At 45.7% G+C, this 18671-nt stretch carries 20 protein-coding genes and 1 pseudogene; 7 read left to right on the top strand and 14 right to left on the bottom strand.

Annotated elements, in window-relative coordinates; all coding sequences use genetic code 11:
• Positions 1 to 28: 28 nt before the first annotated feature.
• Positions 29 to 292, bottom strand: a complete 264-nt coding sequence (gene ybiJ / locus M2387_RS06910) for a DUF1471 family protein YbiJ (RefSeq protein WP_259048093.1) — start codon at positions 290 to 292, stop codon at positions 29 to 31.
• Between the two features lie 526 nt (positions 293 to 818).
• Complete coding sequence (gene bhsA / locus M2387_RS06905) at positions 819 to 1082, bottom strand: multiple stress resistance protein BhsA (RefSeq protein ID WP_259048341.1); 264 nt, start codon at positions 1080 to 1082, stop codon at positions 819 to 821.
• A 999-nt stretch (positions 1083 to 2081) separates the two neighbouring features.
• Here bhsA and M2387_RS06900 point away from each other — a divergent pair.
• Positions 2082 to 2258 (top strand): annotated as a pseudogene (locus tag M2387_RS06900) (winged helix-turn-helix transcriptional regulator); the annotation flags it as partial.
• Positions 2259 to 2509: 251 nt separating this feature from the next.
• Positions 2510 to 3454, top strand: a complete 945-nt coding sequence (gene rlmF, locus M2387_RS06895) for a 23S rRNA (adenine(1618)-N(6))-methyltransferase RlmF (protein WP_259048092.1) — start codon at positions 2510 to 2512, stop codon at positions 3452 to 3454.
• Between the two features lie 53 nt (positions 3455 to 3507).
• On the opposite strand, the gene glnQ is transcribed toward rlmF, so the two are convergent.
• From glnQ to rhtA, 5 genes are all read right to left on the bottom strand, one after another.
• Positions 3508 to 4230, bottom strand: a complete 723-nt coding sequence (glnQ, locus tag M2387_RS06890; protein WP_259048091.1) for a glutamine ABC transporter ATP-binding protein GlnQ — start codon at positions 4228 to 4230, stop codon at positions 3508 to 3510.
• Positions 4227 to 4886: a glutamine ABC transporter permease GlnP gene (gene glnP / locus M2387_RS06885; RefSeq protein WP_259048090.1), complete on the bottom strand. Its 660-nt coding sequence runs from the start codon at positions 4884 to 4886 to the stop codon at positions 4227 to 4229. The genes glnQ and glnP overlap by 4 nt, the downstream gene beginning before the upstream one ends.
• A gap of 79 nt (positions 4887 to 4965) precedes the next feature.
• Positions 4966 to 5712, bottom strand: coding sequence for a glutamine ABC transporter substrate-binding protein GlnH (gene glnH / locus M2387_RS06880; protein ID WP_259048089.1), 747 nt, complete (start codon positions 5710 to 5712; stop codon positions 4966 to 4968).
• A 360-nt stretch (positions 5713 to 6072) separates the two neighbouring features.
• Positions 6073 to 6576, bottom strand: a complete 504-nt coding sequence (gene dps / locus M2387_RS06875; protein ID WP_259048088.1) for a DNA starvation/stationary phase protection protein Dps — start codon at positions 6574 to 6576, stop codon at positions 6073 to 6075.
• Positions 6577 to 7014: 438 nt separating this feature from the next.
• Entirely contained in the window at positions 7015 to 7905 is an 891-nt protein-coding gene (gene rhtA, locus M2387_RS06870) for a threonine/homoserine exporter RhtA (protein WP_259048087.1), read from the bottom strand.
• A 455-nt stretch (positions 7906 to 8360) separates the two neighbouring features.
• Between rhtA and ompX the strand changes: the two genes are divergently transcribed.
• On the top strand, positions 8361 to 8870 hold the full coding sequence (ompX, locus tag M2387_RS06865; RefSeq protein WP_259048086.1) for an outer membrane protein OmpX: 510 nt from the start codon (positions 8361 to 8363) through the stop codon (positions 8868 to 8870).
• Positions 8871 to 9247: 377 nt separating this feature from the next.
• Here the strand turns inward: ompX and mntS are convergent, their stop codons facing one another.
• Positions 9248 to 9379, bottom strand: coding sequence for a manganase accumulation protein MntS (mntS, locus tag M2387_RS06860; protein ID WP_259048084.1), 132 nt, complete (start codon positions 9377 to 9379; stop codon positions 9248 to 9250).
• A 207-nt stretch (positions 9380 to 9586) separates the two neighbouring features.
• On the opposite strand from mntS, the gene mntR reads away from it, so the two are divergent.
• Positions 9587 to 10054 carry a manganese-binding transcriptional regulator MntR gene (mntR, locus tag M2387_RS06855; protein ID WP_259048083.1) on the top strand — a complete coding sequence of 156 codons (468 nt, stop codon included), beginning with the start codon at positions 9587 to 9589 and terminating at the stop codon, positions 10052 to 10054.
• A gap of 78 nt (positions 10055 to 10132) precedes the next feature.
• Here the strand turns inward: mntR and M2387_RS06850 are convergent, their stop codons facing one another.
• The 6 genes from M2387_RS06850 to M2387_RS06825 all read right to left on the bottom strand — a co-directional run bounded on the left by M2387_RS06850 (position 10133) and on the right by M2387_RS06825 (position 15376).
• Positions 10133 to 10576 (bottom strand): acetyltransferase, encoded by a 444-nt coding sequence (locus tag M2387_RS06850; protein WP_409039537.1) that lies wholly within the window; start codon positions 10574 to 10576, stop codon positions 10133 to 10135.
• Between the two features lie 26 nt (positions 10577 to 10602).
• On the bottom strand, positions 10603 to 11415 hold the full coding sequence (locus M2387_RS06845; protein ID WP_259048081.1) for a Cof-type HAD-IIB family hydrolase: 813 nt from the start codon (positions 11413 to 11415) through the stop codon (positions 10603 to 10605).
• Positions 11412 to 12626: an MFS transporter gene (locus tag M2387_RS06840; protein WP_259048080.1), complete on the bottom strand. Its 1215-nt coding sequence runs from the start codon at positions 12624 to 12626 to the stop codon at positions 11412 to 11414. Before M2387_RS06840 ends, M2387_RS06845 begins: the two co-directional genes overlap by 4 nt.
• 127 nt (positions 12627 to 12753) lie before the next feature.
• Positions 12754 to 12903 carry a hypothetical protein gene (locus M2387_RS06835; RefSeq protein WP_259048079.1) on the bottom strand — a complete coding sequence of 50 codons (150 nt, stop codon included), beginning with the start codon at positions 12901 to 12903 and terminating at the stop codon, positions 12754 to 12756.
• A gap of 146 nt (positions 12904 to 13049) precedes the next feature.
• On the bottom strand, positions 13050 to 14729 hold the full coding sequence (locus M2387_RS06830; RefSeq protein WP_259048078.1) for an aspartate:alanine antiporter: 1680 nt from the start codon (positions 14727 to 14729) through the stop codon (positions 13050 to 13052).
• 377 nt (positions 14730 to 15106) lie between these two features.
• Entirely contained in the window at positions 15107 to 15376 is a 270-nt protein-coding gene (locus tag M2387_RS06825; protein ID WP_259048076.1) for a GrxA family glutaredoxin, read from the bottom strand.
• A gap of 242 nt (positions 15377 to 15618) precedes the next feature.
• On the opposite strand from M2387_RS06825, the gene nfsA reads away from it, so the two are divergent.
• The 3 genes from nfsA (at position 15619) to M2387_RS06810 (ending at position 18649) form a co-directional block, all read left to right on the top strand.
• Entirely contained in the window at positions 15619 to 16341 is a 723-nt protein-coding gene (gene nfsA, locus M2387_RS06820) for an oxygen-insensitive NADPH nitroreductase (protein WP_259048075.1), read from the top strand.
• A 187-nt stretch (positions 16342 to 16528) separates the two neighbouring features.
• The gene (gene xapA / locus M2387_RS06815) at positions 16529 to 17362 is read left to right on the top strand and encodes a xanthosine phosphorylase (RefSeq protein WP_259048338.1); all 834 of its coding nucleotides are present in this window, start codon (positions 16529 to 16531) and stop codon (positions 17360 to 17362) included.
• A gap of 30 nt (positions 17363 to 17392) precedes the next feature.
• Complete coding sequence (locus tag M2387_RS06810; RefSeq protein WP_259048074.1) at positions 17393 to 18649, top strand: nucleoside permease; 1257 nt, start codon at positions 17393 to 17395, stop codon at positions 18647 to 18649.
• Positions 18650 to 18671: the final 22 nt, after the last annotated feature.

Raw genomic sequence — 18671 nt, 5'->3', positions numbered from 1 at the left:
TAATGGCAACCTTAAGGGATAAGTCTTATTATTTATAGATAACCGCAGTGCCGCTCATTTTACCGTCGGTATCAGCTGAAGTGATAGCGTAAGAGCTTGCGCCTGCAGCTTCAGCTTTAGCAGCCAGTTTTGCTTCCAGAGAGTCCAGAGTTGAAGCACCGGTCACGGCTACACTTCCCATACGCTGCAAATTATGAGCTTCAGCAGAAGTTACTGGCTGGGCAGCGGCCATTGCACCAAAAGAAACAACAGAAAGAACCAGAGCTGCAGCAGTATATTTAATCGTTTTCATGATTTATTCCTTTTATTGTATTTTAAATTTTGTGACGTCATTTGCGTCGATGGAATAATAGTGGCATTAAATAACTTCGAGGAAAATTAAATTTATTTGATTGCATGATTCAATTTTTTTGATGTCTTGTAAGTTGCTGATTTAAATGGAGTGATTATTTAAATATATATTCTATAAATATATAAATGACGCGGTATTACATTTCTATACTTCTCCACGTTGTTTATTTACGCCATGTTATTTTTTTATTTTTGATGTGTTTGCGTTAGTGAGTGGTTAGCAATTGGAATTGTCTTATTATTATTGAGCGCAGTGAGTGAGAATATAAAGAAGGAAGAAAGGGGGGGCAGGTGACAGGTTAACAATATTTCGATAATGTTGAGACTATCGGGTTAGTCATTTTTAAGAGAATAAAAAAAAGCCCATACTTATAAAGAGTATGGGCAATAAAGGTAACAAGGGTAGTATCAGGGTGGAGCAGGCCTTAGAGTTGCAACAAACTGCGACCTCAAGGGTGGAACGTGGTTTACTGGTAAATTACTGCTGTACCGCTCATTTTTCCATCCGTGTTAGCGGAGGTAATAGAGTAGGCTCTGGCACCCGCTGCTTGAGCTTTAGCTGCCAGTTTGGCTTCCAGCGAGTCCAGAGTTGAAGCCCCTGTCACTGCAACCGTACCTGACTTTTGCAGATTTTGCGCTTCAGCGGAAGTCACTGAGTGCACAGTCGCCATAGCACCAAAAGAGAGGGAAGTAAGAATCAGAGCTGTAGCTGCATATTTAATCATTTTCATCATCTATTCCTTCCGTACTATTTTTTCATTCAAGTGACGTTGTTTTCGTCGATGGAGTTATATTGCCATTCAATAATAGAATGCAAAATCTAATATATTTGATGACCTGATTCAGTTTTTTTGACTATCTGGTTACTCATTGAAATTAAAAGCTATTTAACGAATATTTTTTTTCTGGTACCATTCCCATCGATTTTTATCTATTTTTTTAATAAGTCAATATGGTATTTGCCTGTTGCTTTGAGAGGTAATTTCAATGAATGAAATATATTACTGTTGTGGCTAATGCAAAAGAAAAGCCCACCATGATGAAGGTGGGCAAAAAGGGACAACGGGCATTATGGAACACTACAAGGGTAAATAACCTTTAAGACAGTAGAGGAGGGTTATCTCAAAGGGGAGGGCTCATTACAGGTGGAATGTTTTTCATCTGTGAAGTCATACTACTATTGTAATGTGAGATTGAAAATATAATATATTTGATGGCCTGGTTCAGTTTTTTTGACTATCTTATTTGACTGTTACGGAGAGTGTTTGCCAGTTATATAAATAATGATAGAGTATTTGCGCGCAGGGTTATCGCACCGAATTTCTTCTTATTAAGATTACCGGTAATATAGTTAAATTATCCCCATTATTTTAAAATTGATGATTATCAATGTGTTGTATCCATGCGCGCTGAGTATGAATTTATGATGCTGGGTTATCATTGCTCTGACATTCATTATTGAAATAAGAATAGCAGTAGTACGTAATGTTACATGAATTTGTATGCTGCCTCCCTATTTATTGGTTAGCATCATTTGGATAAATTAAATTCTTAGATAATATATTAAAATGAATAAGTAATGACATGTTCATTACGACAATTTATATTTATCAGCAATTTTTATATATCCAGAGTCTGCAATGCTTTTGATTGTGATTTTTTAAATAAAAAGACAAAACAATAACGTACATTAATTAAGTGATAATGTTAAACATAAGGAGGTGGCTAATATGACTAACAGAGAGAAACAAATATTAAAATTATTAAAAACAAATACATTGATTCAGCAGCAAGAGATAGCAGAAATGTTAGGTATCAGTCGTTCAGCCGTTGCTGGGCATATTATGAGGTTAATAAATAAAGGTTACATTAAAGGCAGAGGGTACATTCTTACTGAAAACTACTATCAAAAGGTATAACAATAAATAAAACTATATCAGGAGAAAGCTGTAGCGCAGCAGGTGCCAGCAGAAGAAAAACATCCGGGTTACCTGCCTCTATACTGTTCAAATAACTCCTGAGCTGCCAGGGGAACTGTCATTGTTGATGCCGTTTAGAGGCCGTCTGAACGAGTACTACCTGTGACTGGAATTATTTAGGGTATTTACCCGAACTAAAGAGCAGAGTATCTTACGCGCCCACACTAGGAGAAGCTTTGATGAAAACCCCTGCTGCGACTAAACCCGGTCTGCACCCTCGTAACCGCCACCGGAATCGCTATGATTTTGCCGAGTTAACACAAACCAGCCCGGGACTGAGCGCTTTTTTACGTCAGGGGCCTCATGGTGAGACCACTATTGACTTCGCGAACCCTGAGTCCGTTAAGGCGCTAAATCAGGCATTACTGGCCAGTTTCTATCAGGTTAATACCTGGGATATTCCAGAGGGTTTTCTGTGCCCGCCTGTACCCGGACGTGCTGATTATATTCACCATCTTGCAGATTTGCTGGCGGAAGATAATGAGGGAATAATTCCTTCAGAGGCGTCGGTACTGGATATTGGTGTTGGGGCCAACTGTATTTACCCGCTTATTGGTCAGCATGAGTACGGCTGGCGTTTTACGGGCTCAGAGACGGACGGTGAGGCATTGCGCAATGCTGCACGTATTCTGGAGGCTAACCCGGCATTACAGCGTATGATCCGTTTACGCCGCCAGAAAGAGAGCGAGCACATTTTTACCGGTATTATTCATAAAAATGAATCCTTCGATGCGACTTTATGTAATCCGCCTTTCCACGACTCTGCGCAAAGTGCTCGTCAGGAAAATGAACGTAAGCGACGGAATCTGGGTCAGACTACCCAGGCGAGTTTGAACTTTGGCGGTCGTCAGCAAGAATTATGGTGCGAAGGCGGGGAAGTGGCTTTTGTCAGCCGGATGATTAACGAAAGTCGGAATTTTGGCTCTCAAGTTCGCTGGTTCACCTCACTCGTCTCCAAAGGTGAGCATTTGCCTGCGCTCTATAGAGTGATGCAGGAAGCGGGTGTTGTTAAAGTCGTTAAAAAAGAGATGGCGCAGGGGCAGAAGCAGAGCCGTTTTATTGCCTGGAGCTTTTTGAATGACGAGCAGCGTGCTCGCTGGGTTAAGCGCCGAGCCACCGCTTGATAAAGTCAGCTTAAAAAAAGAGCGAGTCGCCAGACTCGCTCTCAAGCAGCAATTTAACCCACGTGCAGTAAGAATTCGCGCAGACGTGCGCTCGGTGGATTGTCGATCAGCTGTTGTGGGTCACCATCTTCAGCAATTCGGCCTTTATCAATAAAGATTAAGCGTGAAGCAACCTTAGCAGCAAAACCGACTTCATGAGTGACAATAACCATTGTCATCCCTTCCTCTGCCAAATCCTGCATAACTTTCAATACTTCATGACGCAGTTCTGGATCAAGCGCTGAGGTTGGCTCATCAAACAGCATCATTTTCGGTTTAACCGCAAGAGCACGAGCAATAGCAACACGTTGCTGTTGTCCGCCTGACAGTTCAGAAGGATAGTGGTGCGCACGTTCAGCCAGACCCACTTTAGCCAGCAGTTCTTTTGCCAGTTCATCAGCCTGTGCTTTTGTCATACCACGGACGCGCAGAGGGCCAAAGGCGACGTTTTCGAGCGCCGTCAGATGCGGGAACAGGTAAAACTGCTGGAAAACCATACCAGCTTCCTGACGAATCAAGCGGTCATCGACTTTTGGATCATTAACTTTCAGGCCATCGACGATTAAATCACCGCTGGTTATCTCTTCCAGTTTATTGATGCAACGTAGCAGGGTTGATTTACCCGAACCACTTGGGCCGATAATAACCACGACCTCGCCTTTGGTAATATTCAGGTCGATGTTATGCAGCACTTGTGTCTTTCCAAAGTGCTTAGAAACATTTTTAAATTCAATCACAGGATTTTCATCCTTCCTTCAAGGCGACGCAGCACGAAGCTCAACATCAAAGTAATAATCAGATAGAAGACCGCAACGGCACTCCAAATCTCCAGCGCACGGAAGTTACCGGCAATAATTTCCTGTCCCTGACGGGTCAGTTCAGCTACGCCAATGACGATAAACAGTGAAGTATCTTTGATACTGATGATCCATTGATTCCCTAATGGTGGCAGCATACGGCGCAGCGCCAGGGGCATAATCACATGGCGAATTGTTTCACGTTTAGATAAGCCTAAAGCCAGACCTGCTTCCTGGAAACCTTTATGAATCGACAGTACCGCACCACGGGTAATTTCCGCAATGTAGGCACCGGAGTTGATCATAATGGTGACGACTGCCGCACTGATGGGGTCGATACGCAAGTCAGCAAATGCCATAGGAAGGGCAAAATAGATAAACATGACTTGCACAACAATAGGTGTGCCACGAATGACTTCAATAAATACGAGGGCGATATGGTTGGTTATCCAGCCACCATAAATACGAGCAAAGCCTGCTACCAGACCTATTACTAAGCCACCGCATAACCCAAGGATCGAGATCCACAGAGTCATTTTGGCGCCTTCAAATAGAAGGGGAATGGCTGGCCAAATGGCACTCCAATCAAACTGCATGATGTATTCCTGTTCTTTACCGTGATTCAAATGATAAGGGGCGAAAAACGCCCCTCAGGTGCTGCTTTATAAATTATTGTTATTTTGGTTCTGTACCAAACCATTTTTTATAAATTTCGTTGTAGGTACCGTTTTCTTTCAGCGTTTTCAGCGCGGCGTTGATTTTCACACGCAGTTCATCGCTACCCTTAGGCAGGGCAATACCATACTGCTGGGCTTCCAGTGACTCGCCTACGGTTTTAAATTTACCCTGGCCAGCAGTCTGGATGAAATAGAGAATGTTAGGGGTATCATGCAGAACGGCGTCAGCACGGTTGGTGCCGAGTTCCATATAGGCATTATCGATATTCGGGAACTGGCGCAGATCTTTAGTTTTGATATTAGCCTTAGCATAATCTACTGAACCGGTACCGCTTTTTACTGCGACAACTTTGCCGTCAAGATCGGCAACGCTTTTCACGTCGTTGTTGTCTGCTTTAACCATCACCAGCAAACCACTTTTGTAGTAACCATCAGAGAAGTCGATAGCTTTTTGACGCTCAGGGGTAATAGTGATCCCGGCCAGAGCAACATCAACGTTTTTGGTTTGCAGGGCAGGGATGATACCGCTGAAATCCATAGGTTTCAGGTCATAATCTACTTTTAATTCTTTAGCGATAGCGTCCCATAAGTCGATATCAAAACCGACATATTTATCACCTTGTTTAAACTCAAAAGGAACAAATGCGGTATCAGTCGCAACGACCAATTTCTTGTCAGCAGCGTGGGAAGAAACTGCAAAGGCAAGAGTGAGTGCAGCCAGAGACACTTTAAAAATCGACTTCATAGCATATCCTTTGTTGAATGGGGCAATCCCCTACGTAAGCCTGCACACCATGAAATATTCGTGCCAGATTTACAACTTGCTGTTTTGCAAGGATGCGAATTTGTAACATTGTACTATACAGGTTGCAAGCTCATGATGATGCACTGGAATGGTGCTTTATCTTGGTGCAATAAACTAGAGATTACGACAGAAACTAGTTTTACCGCGAAACGAGGGGTGAAAACAATCCATATTTGACGTTTTTATGAGGTCTCAATTACAAATCTGCAACATTTGTTAGGCTGATTGTGCTATTCGTGCACTATTATTGTGCGTCCCCCTTCCGTGAGGAAGAGGGAGTAAATGCGTAACGATTTACGATTATTCGATATTTGATTCAATGAACCAGAGGAATTTATCCAGGTCGCGGGAAGCCGCGGTGAAAATATCTGCCGTATCTTCGTCTGTCGCTTCAGTAATCGCAGCACGAATGCCATTGGCGACGATAGCATAACGATCCGCCAACTCTTTTAAATGATCCTGAACGGTATGAATTTCTAGTGGATAACTTTTCAGTGACGTTTTTGAGTTAATCACTTGAGAGGTTCCTAAGGCGACGCCGCCGAGTTGAACGGCACGCTCAGCCATAGTATCCAGGTGTTCAACCAGTGCGGTACGGAATCCATCAAGCATTTCATGAACAGCAATAAAATTGGTGCCACGCATATTCCAGTGTGCTTGTTTGGTAATCAGTGACAAGTCTATGAAAAGAGCAAGCTGTTGGTTCAGTTGCTCGATAGCGACTTTCTTATCGCTATCTTTAACATCATTGCGGGTATACAGCAGGGGAGTCGATTTATTTTTTACCAGTTTAGCGGTGCTCATAATTTCTTGTCCTCTAGATTGTGATGCATGAATAAATTTAACAGGAACAAGTATAGCAGCTGAATTCAGCTTGCTGAGATGATTCGCCCTATCAAATAAATAGTTTTTACTGATTGGCATTAAGTTGATAAAAATAAACGGCTATTCTTACATTATGATTATAGTGTCAGGATATTTTTTGATGAACGCAATGTTTAATGTCTCATCAAGTAACCGTTTGATATTTATTTATTTTTTGTGAAGTGGTTTATTGGTGTGAATAGGATTGATTATTATTAATGATAATTTTGATTTGTTGTGAATATTGATCTGATGTTTTTATTACAATGCGCCAGCCCGTATTAATACATTTTGGGCTGGCTCTAAGATTACCTTAATTATTGTAAGTGAATGTTATCGCTGGTGATATTTTGTACGCTTTTTTCTCTGCTCATCAATTTATTCATTGACGTCGACGCGGGTAATTTTTGATTCGGGTTTTATGGTGAGAGTCGAGCCTGCTGACGCCACTATAATGAAGAACAGAGCAGTCCACTGAATAAGGGTCAGGTGTTCTCCCAAAAAAATAATACCTGAGAGTGCAGCAAGCGCGGGTTCCACGCTCATCAGAGTACCAAAAGTACGTGTCGGAAGGCGTGTGAGTGCAATCATTTCCAGTGAGTAAGGCAAGGCCGTGGAGAGAACAGCAATAGTGAGTCCGATGGGGAGTACTGCCCAGGTCAATATACTGCTACTGGCTTCCAGTGCACCAAGGGGGACAAAAATGATTGCAGCAATCAAGGAGCCCGCTGCAACGGTTGCAGGACCATGCTCAGCCCCGGCTTTTTGTCCGGCGATAATGTAAACCGCCCAGCAGGCGCCAGCACCTAAAGCATAGGCTGCTCCGGCTAAATCAACATGCGCAATATCCTTGCCGAGTGGCAGAAGAAACCACAGACCGACGACAGCCAAAATAACCCAGATAAAATCCACGGCTCGGCGGGAGGCAAATAAGGCAACCGCTAACGGACCGGTAAACTCCAGTGCCACAGCAATACCTAAAGGGATCGTTTTTAGCGACAAATAGAACAGATAGTTCATTGAACCAAGTGCCAGACCGTAAAAGAATAGCGGTAAACGCTGCTCCGGACTAAAACGCAGACGCCAGGGTTTGAAGACAATCACCAGTATAAGTGTACCCAGCCCAAGACGCACCGCTGTCACGCCCTGCGGGCCAATCAGCGGGAAGAGCGTCTTAGCGAGTGCAGCTCCCCCCTGGATTGAGATCATGGCGATAAGCAGTACCAGAATAGGTAACCAGCGCGGCATTTTGTCGGCAGTAAGTTGCATTTTTATCCTGTTCAGATTGATACCCGTCTTCACTACGTGTTTGCAGGCAACTCCGATGATTCAGGTGGTGCATGCCATAAATTAAGCGTCATGAATTATTCAAGGTATATCGGTAGCAAAAATAGTAAGTCAGCCACTGTATATGATTCGTCGGTAAAACCATGACATTAATTAATGAGAATTAATGTCATTTAGCCGGGTTGATTGTTTTTTTGGTCATATTTTCGGCAAATTGAATTCAGATTCATCTGAATGTCATGTGTTTGTAATCGCCCGATAATAACCAGGAAAAATTAAAAAAAACTCGATAATTTAGTAACATAATTGTTAATGGAAACTTTATGTTACATCATGAGCGCCCTTAGACAACACAAATTACGAAGAGTTTCTCAAAAAATTTGGTATATTTAATATTAAGTTTTAATTGGACCTATTCGAGCTTTTTTGAGGTTGTTATGAAAAAAATTGTATGTCTTTCAGCACTGGCTTTCGCTTTAACTCTTTCTGCAGGCACCGCTTCAGCAGCAACCAGCACTGTAACCGCGGGTTATGCTCAGGGCGACATGCAGGGCAAATTGAACAAAGCGAAAGGCTTCAACTTGAAGTATCGCTATGAAAACGAGAGCGCGCTGGGTTACATCGGTTCTCTGACCTACATCGAAAAAGACGCTACCCGTGGTGGTGTTTATTCAAAAGGTGAATACTACGGTGTTACCGCAGGTCCAGCTTACCGTCTGAATGATTGGGTAAGTGCTTACGGTGTTATCGGTCTGGGTCACGGTAAATATCAGACTGTTCAAAACGTATTCGATCGTAGCTCAAACAGCGACTACGGCTTCTCTTACGGTGCTGGTCTGCAGTTCAACCCAATCGAAAACGTAGCTCTGGACTTCTCTTATGAGCAGAGCCGTATTCGTCACGTTGACGTTGGTACCTGGATTGTTGGCGCAGGTTACAGCTTCTAATTCATCTTTACTGATGAAATGAAGTATCCGCAGCCAAGCGGATGAAAAAAAGATATCACCCTGTGAGCTTTTGCTGACAGGGTGTTTTTTTTGGCGTAAAAATAAGCGGTATGAGTATAAATTTAGTGCTGTTACGGCAATCGAAAGATCCGTATCTGTTGTCATAATATTGTCAGGTAAGGTGACAGACAGGTGATTTCTGTCATTATCAGCTAAGTCAGAGAGGTATGCTGATGACTAAAGTCAGACGGTTATGTTCGAATTGACGACAGGCGGTGAAGTGTGAATAGCAATAACGCAGGATAGTCTGGCAACGGCAGTGTTTGAGAATAAAAAGACCGGGATGAAAGCCCGTCGGGCCTGAGTGCTGCCCGACGTTACGCTTTTTCTTCGTCTTGCTGACGAACGTTTTTGTTACTCAGATAGTTGCAGATAGCGGTCAGCAACATCAGTCTGTTCTGGAAAGGTGAGTTGATAAACATGCTCAAATGCCTCTTTAATGTGTTCATAAGTGCCCCCGATGTGATTGTGGGCTAGCTATGCCGGATAACGATAACCGGATAAACAGTGCGACTGCAATACATACAGATATAGCATGGGCTATATTATATAGCTATGGCTATTTTGGGTTTTTTTTGTAGATATGCGATGCTGGTTTACAATAGTGCCTTGCGTCGTCATACGACGATATTGAAGTGACTGGAAGAGGAAGCATTATGAGCCGTAGGGCAGGGCAAAAAAATAACGAAAAAGTTATGCCATTACCCAATATTGAGGAGCATGTTGAAGGCTTCCGGCAAGTACGTGAGGCCCATCGTCGTGAGCTGATTGATGATTATGTTGAGCTAATTTCAGATTTAATAAATGAAGTCGGTGAGGTGCGCCAGGTGGATATGGCAGCACGTCTGGGAGTCTCTCAGCCAACAGTCGCCAAGATGTTAAAACGACTGGCTACAGCGGGTTTGATTGAGCAGATCCCGTGGCGTGGTGTCTTTTTAACGCCGGAAGGCGAAAAACTGGCACAGCAAAGTCGGGAACGTCATCGTATTGTGGAAAATTTCTTTCTTGCCTTAGGTGTGAGCCCCGAAACGGCGCGTATCGATGCTGAAGGTGTGGAACACCATGTGAGTGAAGAAACGCTGGAACTATTCCGTAAATTCAGCGCAGAGCGTGGTCTCATTTGAGACAAGAGGTTGCTGGAATGCTCACAGACTATCAGAATGGTTTTATCACCATTCTGATAGTCTGGAGAGTCAATAGCATCAGCCGCACTGACGGAGTCTGAGATGTAGCAGTGGGAAGGGGTTACCTTCACCGTCCAGTTCTGAACGCCCCACCGATTCAAACCCCATATGTAAATAAAACCCCACCGCCTGCGGATTTTGTTCGTTAACATCGACTTCGTTGGCTGCAAGCGTTGTAATAGCGTATTGCATCAAAGCCTTTCCAGTACCTGTCCCACGACTTTGTGGCGAAACAAAGAGCATTTCGACACGTCTCTCGTGGCACGCAATAAACCCCAGCACGATACCGGCTTCATTTACCGCCATCCAGAGTGGTAGCTGCGGCATATAGACATTCTGAATCTGCTTGCGCAGTGTACTAATGTGCGTTTCAGTCAGAAAATCATGCGTTGCGCGCACTGATGCTTCCCAGAGTTCTGTAAGCGCGGGGTAATCCTCTGCTGTAGCCGGTATTATCTTGATAGCCATTCTTTCTTGTTTTCCCAGAACTAATGAAAAGGTGCTTCTTTATTCAGAATTTTATCAATAATGTTCAGCACACCTTGCTCATTGCAGTGGTCAGTCTGGTAACGGGCAATTTGCTTAATTTTTTCCGGCGCATTCGCCATTGCAAAACTAAACCCGGCCTGACGCAGCATTTCAATATCATTGCCGCCGTCCCCGAATGTCACCACTTCACTGTCTTTGATACCCCATCTTTCTTGCAAAATTCGCAAGCCATTCGCTTTATGTGCACCGGGAATAATCAAATCGATAGAGCCATGGCCGCTGGTCACCGGAACGACAATGCCCTTCAGCTTATCCGTCAGGGACTCCATAGTGTCATCCAGCAGACTGTCCGGTAAGTTAATGGCAAACTTAAACAGACAGTCATCAAGATTTGAAAAATCATCGACGAGTTGTAAGCGATGATAGAAATGGGCTGCAAGCTGTTTGAAGCTATCGCTGTAGCTATTCAGGGTATAAGCGCACTGTTTACCAGAAACAATGACATCAAGATGCGGTTGCGTCAGCAGGTGGTCGGCAACAGTTAAAAACTCTTCACGGCTAAGTTCGGCATTAAATAAATCTTCTCCTTCGCTGACGACCCAGGCGCCATTGTCGGAGACAAAGGATATTTCGTCGGCAATCTCAGGAAAGAAAGAGGCGAGCTGGAAATACTGATTCCCGCTGGCAACCACAAAACGAATACCCCGGGCTTTCATTTCCTGGTACTGGCTGGCAAACCGCTCCCGGTTATATTGCTTCTCATCATTGAGAAAGGTTCCATCCATATCGACTGCAATAATCTTGATACTCATGATACTTTCCCTTCATCACTGGTCGCTGAAGATTGTGGTTTAGCAACCGCTTTGGCAACCAGTGAGGCGATAACCATCAGACTCAGAACGACGAGCATCGCGTAACGCAATCCGTAGTGTTCGCCGAGGAAGCCAAGCAGAGGAGGCCCGACCAGGAATGCGATATATCCTGAGGTGGCAACGACACTGACACGCGTTGCGGGATCAGGCCCGGTATCACCGGCAGCCGAAATGGTCAGCGGGAAGCCAAGTGATGTACCTAAGCCCCACAGCAGAACCGAAACACCCGCCATCAGGTCGTTATCGACGAAGATAATCATCCCGATACCGAGAATACCCATGATGGCACAAGCACGTACAACGGCTACGCGACTATAACGGTCAATAAACCAGCCGCCGGTAAAGCGGCCAATAGTCATCCCCAGGGTAAAGCCAAGATAGATCAGTGAGCCGGAGGTCGGGCTAAATCCGTGACCATCAACCATCAGAAGAGGGAGCCAGTCATTGGCGGAACCTTCAGCAAATGCCATAGCCAGCACAATAAAACCAATCAACAACAGTTGGGTATCTTTATAAAATGGACGATGGGCAACCACTTCTTTGGCTGTATCATCTGTCGGGGAGTCTTTACCCGTTCCATGAGGAACGACAGTTAGTGCGATAGCAATGGGTGCGATGACCAGTAAACCAATCACTAATAAGTGGGCCCAGGAGATAACATTCCAGGCCGTCAGGGTCAGACCGATGGCGGCACCAACCAGGGTACCGAGACTGAAAAAACCGTGCATCATTGGCAGAACGGTCTTTTTCATCAGACTTTCAATAATCGCCCCTTCGACATTCATGGCAACTTCGGCAGAACCCAGACCAGACCCCAGCAGCGCGAGCCCGAATGCAAACAGGAACGGACTGGCTAAGAATAATGCCAGACTCATTACCAGCATACCGATGACCATCAGTATCATGCCACTACGAATGATGGTGCGGGTTCCGAAACGTTTAACCAGCCAGCCAGAACATAAAATTCCACCCATCGAGCCAATCGACAGACCGAACAGGACAATACCCATCCCGGAGGTAGAGACATCAAGCGTGTCACGGATAGCCGGAGTTCGGGTCACCCATGATGCGATAACTAAGCCGGGAAGAAAGAAGAAGGTAAACAGAGCCCAGGTGCGCAGTTTTAAGGCTTTTCTCTGCGTTGCTGACATGAAAGACGACCAGTAAATGAAGAAAGGGGAGAGTAGATTACCAAGGATAAGTACATTTGTACATTTGCCAGACAGGCGGTTTTTAATTCTTATCTCAGGATATTTTTAGCTGTATTAACATCTCTACTCAGATACCGGAGCAACGAATCCGGGTATACAGGATATGCTGGTTGAGCAGGGTATTAGCCATATCGTACAACGCAAAATAGTCCTGGCGGTTGTACCAGAGGAAGCAGCGCAGAATTGAATAATGATGCGCAACTAGAATTTCAGCCAACAAAAAACCCATCAACCTTGAACCGAATGGGCGGGGTTGATGGGCTCCACAAATTGGGGACATCAAAGAAAAGCAGTGGCATTAATTAAGACTGGCAGGCTGCTAAAAAGTTCGCCAGATAAATAAAAAATGTCTAATTATTTGTACTATCCGGGCCAGATGACCACTATCAGGGTTCCCGCCAGGGTTAACAGAACATTGGCGATAGCGTAGGTGCCTGCGTAGCCCAGCGCCGGGATATTACTGCGAGCCGTGTCGCTAATGATTTCCATCGCCGGGGCACAGGTTCGTGCGCCCATCATGGCACCAAATAACAGGGCGCGATTCATACGCAACACATAGGCTCCGAACAGGAAACAGAGAATAACCGGCACCAGACTGACAATCAGACCAGCAATCAGTATTTGTCCGCCTATAGCGCCCAGCCCATTACTGATTCCGCTACCGGCACTTAAACCAATCCCTGCCATAAACACCATCAGGCCAAACTCTTTGACCATATTGAGTGCGCCCTGCGGTATATAGCCAAAAGTTGGGTGGTTAGCACGTAAGAAGCCCAGCATGATGCCTGCTGCGAGTAAGCCTGCTGCATTACCGATGCCAAAGCTGAAGTTACTGAACTGGAAGGTAATCATGCCGACCATCAGGCCGATAATAAAGAAAGCACAGAAGGCGAGTAAGTCGGTGATTTGGCTGTGGACGGAAATAAAGCCAATGCGCTCGGCCACTCTTTTTACACGCCTGGCATCACCGCTTACCTGCAGAACATCGCCTTTATTGAGCACGATATTATCGTCAATTGGCATCTCAATCTGACTACGAATAACCCTATTCAGGAAACAGCCCTGATCGGTTAGTTTAAGCTGGCCAAGGCGGCGACCGACAGCATGATGATTTTTGACCACAATCTCTTCGGTGACAATGCGCATATCCAGCAGATCGCGGTCAAAAACTTCTTTCCCGTTACGGAAACTGGCATCAAGGCGTGAGTGGGCATCCGGGTAGCCAACGAGAGAAATTTCATCACCAATCTGTAATACGGCGTCACCGTCCGGATTCGCCAGAATACCGTTACGACGAATGCGTTCGATATAACAGCCCGTCTGACGATGAATGCCCAGTTCACGTAAATTTTTACCGTCTATCCAGGAAACCAGTTCAGGTCCGACACGATAGGCACGAATAATAGGTAAGTAGACTTTACGGCTGGAGTCAGTATCCAGGCCTCGTTCACGGGCAATCTGCTGCGCGCTGGTTTGTAAGTCCTGATGCTGTAATTTAGGCAGATAACGTGCGCCAACAATCAGACTCACTAAGCCAATTAAGTAAGTCAGGGCATAACCCAGGCTTAAATTATCCAGCGCTGAGTCAAGCTGGACGCCCGACATACCGGAATGGCGCAGAATATCACCCGCACCGACCAGAACCGGAGTGGAGGTCATGGAGCCAGCCAGCATCCCGGCGGTGAGGCCGATATCCCAGCCAAATAACCGGCCCAGACCCAGTGCGATAAGCAGCGCACTGCCGACCATCACCAGGGCGAGGATGAGATAGTTTTTACCGTCACGGAAAAAAATTGAGAAGAAGTTAGGGCCAGCCTCGATACCGACACAAAAAATAAACAGCATAAAACCGAGACTGAGTACCTCCGTGTTAATCGTAAAATGCTGCTGACCAAGAAGTAATGAAACGATCAGCACCCCGATAGAACTTCCCAGTTGTATCGGACCAAAGCGTAGCTTACCGAGGCAAAGCCCCAGCGCCAGAACGACAAACAATAACAAAATGTAATTGTTACTTAATAACTCAGCCACGTTTATATTCACGGTTTGATTTCTTATTCCACTATCTGTTTGAAAATAATGTGTTTATTTTGTTTTTAAGACGGACAGACTACTTATGATACTCCGTTAAGTATCAATAGCATGAATATTCATCAAATATGATGATGCATACGTCTTTATGCCTGAAGTATTCCTGTTACTAGTCTAGTTGACTATATCCCAGCAACCAACCGGAATAACACACATCAACAGGCGTTTTTTTGAACAGTAAAGGGAATGGATAACAAGATGGGAGGATACGGGAATAATGTTGCAGGCGGAGGTACAGGTGAGTCAACAGCCTGTTGACTCACCTGTACCCGTCACGATTCAGGTCGCAGATAACAGCGTTTGAATGATAACGGGTATAGCAGATCGGATTACGCGTTTTTGAACAAATCAAGGTGCTCTTTTGCGTAGGCTTCAAAATCAGTGAAACCGCCGATATGTTTTTCATCAAGGAAAATCTGTGGAACGGTTTCAACCGGTTTACCGACAGTTTTCTCAAGATCGGCTTTAGTGATGCCTTCAGCATGAATATCGATATAGCGGAAACTGAAATCATCGCGATCCGCAGTCAGTTTTTCAGCAAGTTCTTTAGCACGGACACAATACGGACAACCAGGACGACCAAAAATTACAGCAAACATGTTTCTTCCTCAATTTGTTAACCGATACAGACCGGCAGATGGCTACTATGATGCCGCCTGGCCGGTCATTTGCCAAGAAGGCTTTACCTGTTAGTTTGATATGTACAGGCTATCTTAATGACCAGAGTATAGGCGATAACGGAAATATTATCCTACCACCCGACCCCTTGTTCACTCTTGATCCAGAGACGGGAGGAGGTAGACTAGCCCGATATTTGCAGGCCGCATCATCAGGAAAAACCATGACGCCGACTATTGACCTACTCTGTGCCCACCGTTCTATCCGCCGCTTTCGGGCTGGGGTTGTCACAGAATCACAACGTGCCGCGATCCTCGCCAGTGCCCAGGCGGCTTCCAGCTCCAGTTTTCTGCAATGCAGCTCGGTTATTCGCATAACTGACCCTGCACTGCGCGCTCAGCTAGTTCCACTGACGGGAGGACAGCAACATGTTGCCGATGCCGCCGAGTTCTGGGTATTTTGTGCCGATTTCCAGCGTAATTTCGAGATTTGCCCGCAAGCGGAGCCTGGACTGGCAGAACAACTGCTGATTGGTGTCGTTGATACGGCAATACTGGCACAAAATGCTGTTATTGCGGCAGAGTCATTAGGACTGGGTACGGTTTACATCGGCGGAATTCGGAATAATATTGAAGCGGTAGGCCAGTTACTCAAGGTACCAAAACATGTCCTGCCGCTATTTGGCCTGTGTATGGGATGGCCTGCAGAACAACCTGACAGTAAGCCGCGTATGCCAGTAGAAATGCTGGTTCATGAAAATCAGTACCAGCCATTAAATCATCAGCAACTGGAAAAATACGACGCACTCCTTGCGGAGTATTACCAGCAACGTACGACGAATACGCGTCAGGATAACTGGAGCGAGCATATCAAACGTACGCTGGTAAAAGAGAGTCGTCCTTTTATCCTTGATTATCTCCATCGCCAGGGATGGGCAACCCGCTAGTTGTGTCCGTTACCGTCAATTAACCTATTGATACAATTTCCCTATCAATCGTATCATTAAACGGTATTGGTTCACCTTGTGGATATATCGTTATAACTGAACCAGTTATACCCGACAGACATCAAGTTGCCGACAGGCCACTCGAATGGTGTCGGGTATATAACGATAATCTGAAAAGGGCTGAATGATGACAAATACCGCTTTTGATAACTCGCCATTTTATGCCGCGGACATTATCCGCTCACGTCTGAATGGTCTTGTGCCTCGGGTCGCGTTTATCCTTGGTTCAGGTCTGGGTGAACTGGCAGAAAAAATCGAACAACCTGTCGTTTTCTCATACGATGAACTGCCTGGTTTCCCGGTCAGCACTGTTCATGGTCATGCCGGTGAGCTGGTCGTGGGGGTTCTGGCGGGTGTGCCTGTTGCTTGTATGAAAGGTCGTGGTCATTTCTACGAAGGCCGTGGCATGTCAGTGATGACGAGCGCTATTCGTACCTTTAAGCTGCTCGGCTGTGAAATCCTGTTCTCTACCAATGCTGCCGGTTCTTTACGTCCGGAAGTGGAGCCTGGTAGCCTGGTCGCGCTTAACGATCACATCAATACTATGCCAGGTACGCCAACCGTGGGCCCTAACGACGAACGTTTTGGTGAACGCTTTTTCTCGTTAGCAAACGCTTACGATGCCGATTATCGCCACATTTTGCAGCAAGTTGCCGCCGAAGAGAAATTCCCTCTGCATGAAGGTGTCTTCGTTTCTTACCCGGGTCCGAACTTTGAAACTGCAGCAGAGATCCGCATGATGCAAATCATTGGCGGTCATGTGGTCGGAATGTCTGTGGTACCAGAAGTTATCAGTGCCCGCCATTGTGGATTAAAAGTCGTCGCAGTATCGGCTATTACCAATCTTGCGGAAGGTCTGGGTGATATTCAGCTTTCCCATGAGCAAACGCTGAAAGCGGCGGCATTATCGCGCCAGAACTTTATCAACCTGATTTGCGGTTTCCTCCGTAAGATTTCCTGAACCTGACTTGACTATCCGAGGGTAACATCCGTGGCGACTAAGCTTCGTTTGAGAATTATGCTGTTCTTGCAGTATTTCATCTGGGGTGCCTGGCTGGTTACCCTCGGCTCCTACATGATTAACACCCTTGGGTTCCGCGGGGCTGATGTAGGAATGGTTTACAGTACTAAAGGATTAGCGGCGCTGTTTATGCCCGCGCTAGTGGGGATCATTGCCGATAAATGGCTGGCCGCAAATCGGGTCTATGCATTATGCCACCTGGTTTGTGCCGCGACCCTGGTTTGGGCTGCCAGTATTAACCAGCCTGACCTGATGTTCTGGGCGATGCTCGGTAACGCTCTGGCCTTTATGCCTACTATTGCTTTGTCGAATACCATTTCGTATGCCTGCCTCGCAAAAGCCGGGCTGGATACCGTGACTAACTTCCCGCCAGTAAGGGTATTTGGTACAGTCGGTTTTATTGCCGCGATGTGGACAGTCAGTCTGTTTAAGATTGAACTGAGCAATATCCAGCTCTATCTGGCAGCCAGTGCTTCTGGTCTGCTGGCTGTGTACGCGCTGACATTACCGACCGTCGAAGTGGTGAAACAACAGGTCTCCCGCGGCTGGGTAAGCCGTATGGGACTGGATGCGTTTGTATTGTTTAAAAACCCGCGCATGGCTGTGTTCTTTATGTTTGCGCTACTGCTAGGTGCAGTTCTGCAAATCACCAATACTTTTGGCAATCCTTTCCTGCATGATTTTGCGCGTCAGCCGCAATTCGCCGACAGTTTTGTGGTGCAGTATCCTTCGTTACTGCTGTCCGTCTCGCAAATATCTGAAGTCCTGTTTATTCTGACTATTCCATTCTTCCTGCGTCGCTATGGTATCAAAAAGGTGATGCTGATCAGTATGATTGCCTGGGTGTTGCGCTTCGCCCTGTTTGCCTGGGGGGATCCGTCGGCCTTCGGTTTCGTATTACTGCTGCTGTCGATGATTGTGTACGGTATGGCGTTTGACTTCTTTAATATCTCCGGCTCAGTGTTTGTGGAAAAAGAAGTGGACCCGCGTATTCGCGCTAGCGCCCAGGGGTTATTTATGACCATGGTGAATGGTGTCGGAGCCTATTTCGGCGCTATTTTCAGCGGCTATATTGTCGACTACTTTACCTACGACGGAGTCAGAGACTGGAATACTATCTGGTTAGTGTTTGCCGGTTATGCACTGGTACTGGCCGTGATTTTCCAGTTCTCTTTCCGTGATAACCATGTAAAAGAGACTGATTCTTCGAACAGAGCGACACAATAACGCGTTAAAGCTTACAACACCT

Origin of the sequence: Klebsiella sp. BIGb0407, from assembly GCF_024807845.1 — a bacterium.
Classification (GTDB): Bacteria; Pseudomonadota; Gammaproteobacteria; order Enterobacterales; family Enterobacteriaceae; genus JGM124.
Note: the sequence above shows the minus strand (reverse complement) of the source record. Positions and strands in the feature narration are given on the sequence as shown.

What these genes read in the sequence shown, in the direction of transcription:
- ybiJ (WP_259048093.1), bottom strand. Translation starts at nt 292, where the DNA reads ATGAAAACGATTAAATATACTGCTGCAGCTCTGGTTCTTTCTGTTGTT.
- bhsA (WP_259048341.1), bottom strand. Translation starts at nt 1,082, where the DNA reads ATGAAAATGATTAAATATGCAGCTACAGCTCTGATTCTTACTTCCCTC.
- rlmF (WP_259048092.1), top strand. Translation starts at nt 2,510, where the DNA reads ATGAAAACCCCTGCTGCGACTAAACCCGGTCTGCACCCTCGTAACCGC.
- glnP (WP_259048090.1), bottom strand. Translation starts at nt 4,886, where the DNA reads ATGCAGTTTGATTGGAGTGCCATTTGGCCAGCCATTCCCCTTCTATTT.
- glnH (WP_259048089.1), bottom strand. Translation starts at nt 5,712, where the DNA reads ATGAAGTCGATTTTTAAAGTGTCTCTGGCTGCACTCACTCTTGCCTTT.
- dps (WP_259048088.1), bottom strand. Translation starts at nt 6,576, where the DNA reads ATGAGCACCGCTAAACTGGTAAAAAATAAATCGACTCCCCTGCTGTAT.
- rhtA (WP_259048087.1), bottom strand. Translation starts at nt 7,905, where the DNA reads ATGCAACTTACTGCCGACAAAATGCCGCGCTGGTTACCTATTCTGGTA.
- ompX (WP_259048086.1), top strand. Translation starts at nt 8,361, where the DNA reads ATGAAAAAAATTGTATGTCTTTCAGCACTGGCTTTCGCTTTAACTCTT.
- mntS (WP_259048084.1), bottom strand. Translation starts at nt 9,379, where the DNA reads ATGAACACATTAAAGAGGCATTTGAGCATGTTTATCAACTCACCTTTC.
- mntR (WP_259048083.1), top strand. Translation starts at nt 9,587, where the DNA reads ATGAGCCGTAGGGCAGGGCAAAAAAATAACGAAAAAGTTATGCCATTA.
- M2387_RS06845 (WP_259048081.1), bottom strand. Translation starts at nt 11,415, where the DNA reads ATGAGTATCAAGATTATTGCAGTCGATATGGATGGAACCTTTCTCAAT.
- M2387_RS06840 (WP_259048080.1), bottom strand. Translation starts at nt 12,626, where the DNA reads ATGTCAGCAACGCAGAGAAAAGCCTTAAAACTGCGCACCTGGGCTCTG.
- M2387_RS06825 (WP_259048076.1), bottom strand. Translation starts at nt 15,376, where the DNA reads ATGTTTGCTGTAATTTTTGGTCGTCCTGGTTGTCCGTATTGTGTCCGT.
- nfsA (WP_259048075.1), top strand. Translation starts at nt 15,619, where the DNA reads ATGACGCCGACTATTGACCTACTCTGTGCCCACCGTTCTATCCGCCGC.
- xapA (WP_259048338.1), top strand. Translation starts at nt 16,529, where the DNA reads ATGACAAATACCGCTTTTGATAACTCGCCATTTTATGCCGCGGACATT.